General features: G+C 64.6%; 1 protein-coding gene and 1 pseudogene. Both read left to right on the top strand.

From position 1 onward, the window contains the following. A pseudogene (locus VF662_RS15045) lies at positions 1-597 on the top strand (2-oxoacid:acceptor oxidoreductase subunit alpha); the annotation flags it as partial. A gap of 72 nt (positions 598-669) precedes the next feature. After that, a partial coding sequence (locus tag VF662_RS15040) for a thiamine pyrophosphate-dependent enzyme (protein ID WP_464142716.1) occupies positions 670-1,631 on the top strand: 962 nt, incomplete at its 3' end.

Here is a 1,631-nt window from a genome sequence, read left to right as displayed (position 1 = left end):
GACATGGCGGGCTACGCGCCGTTCCCGGTGGAATTCATGGAAGAGGGGCCGGACCAGACGGGCGGCTTCAATCCTTATGCGCGCGACGCGAAGCTGGCGCGCCCATGGGCACGGCCGGGTACGCCTGGCCTCAGGCACCGGATCGGCGGCATCGAGAAGAATGTCGGCACCGGCCATATCGATTACGCGCCGGCCAACCACCAGAAGATGACCGACATCCGTCACGACAAGGTGCGCGGCGTACGGGACTCGATCCCCGATCAGGAAGTGACGCTCGGCGACGCCCGCGGCAAGCTCGCCGTCGTCGGCTGGGGCTCGACTTTCGGGCCGATCCACCAGGCCGTCCGCCGCGGCCGCGCTCGCGGGCTTGACGTGAGCCACGTCCACATCCGCCACATCTGGCCGCTGCCGACGAATTTGGGCGATCTGCTAAGGTCTTACGGTCGAATCATCGTACCGGAAATGAACATGGGGCAGTTGAAGACCTTGCTCCGCGACCAATATCTCGTCGATGCGCGGCCGGTGACGAAGGTGTCCGGCCAGCCCTTCAAGATCGCTGAGATCGACGCCGCGATCGAGGAGGCGCTGAACTCATGAACGCGCGGCCGCTCCCACTCATTCTGATGCTGATCGCCGTATTGGCGCTGATCATTTTCCTTCGAGGCTGACATGAACGAGACGACCAAGCTCACCGCGAAGGATTTCGCAACCGACCAGGAGGTCCGCTGGTGCCCCGGCTGCGGCGACTATGCGGTGCTGAAGGCCGTGCAGCGCACGATGCCGGAGCTCGGCGTCCGGCCGGAGAACGTCGTGTTCGTCTCCGGCATCGGCTGCTCGAGCCGCTTTCCCTATTATATGGAAACCTACGGCTTCCATACGATCCACGGCCGCGCACCGACCTTCGCGACCGGAATCAAGCTGGCCAATCCCGAGCTCGACGTGTGGATCATCACCGGGGACGGCGATGCGCTGTCGATCGGCGGCAATCACACGATGCACGTCCTGCGCCGCAACCTCAACTGCCAGATATTGCTTTTCAACAACGAGATCTATGGCCTTACGAAAGGCCAATATTCTCCCACCAGCCGGGTCGGCACGCGCTCGCCCTCGACTCCGTTCGGATCCGTGGACCGGCCCGCCAGCCCCTGCGCATTCGCATTGGGTTCGGGCGCCCGCTTCGTCGCCCGCGGCATCGACGTGCACAAGAATTTGCCTGACGTGTTCAAGGCCGCCCATGCCCACAAGGGCGCGAGCTTCATCGAGATCTACCAGAATTGCATCGTCTATAATGACGATGTGTTCGCGCCCTTCACCGCCAAGGAGAATGCGGGCAACCAGCTCTGGCTGGCGGCGGGGCAGCCGATGCTGTTTGCCGGCGGCGCAAAGGGCATCGCCCTCGACCGCGAGGCGCTCGCGCTGAAGGTGGTCGAGGTCGAGGGCGGCGATTGGGAGGCGGCCGGCGTGCTCGTCCACGATCCGAAGAACCGCTCGGTCGCCCACATGCTGGTGGAGATGCCGCTGCAGGGTTTCCCGGTCGCGCTCGGTGTCATCTACGAAGACCCCGCGCCCACCTTCGAAAGCGCCGTCATCGAGCAGAACGCCCAGGCGAGCGCCGGCAAGAAGCCGGACCT

This window comes from Allosphingosinicella sp. (assembly GCF_036387215.1).
GTDB lineage: Bacteria > Pseudomonadota > Alphaproteobacteria > Sphingomonadales > Sphingomonadaceae > Allosphingosinicella.
This window is presented reverse-complemented; position numbering and strand designations above follow the sequence as displayed.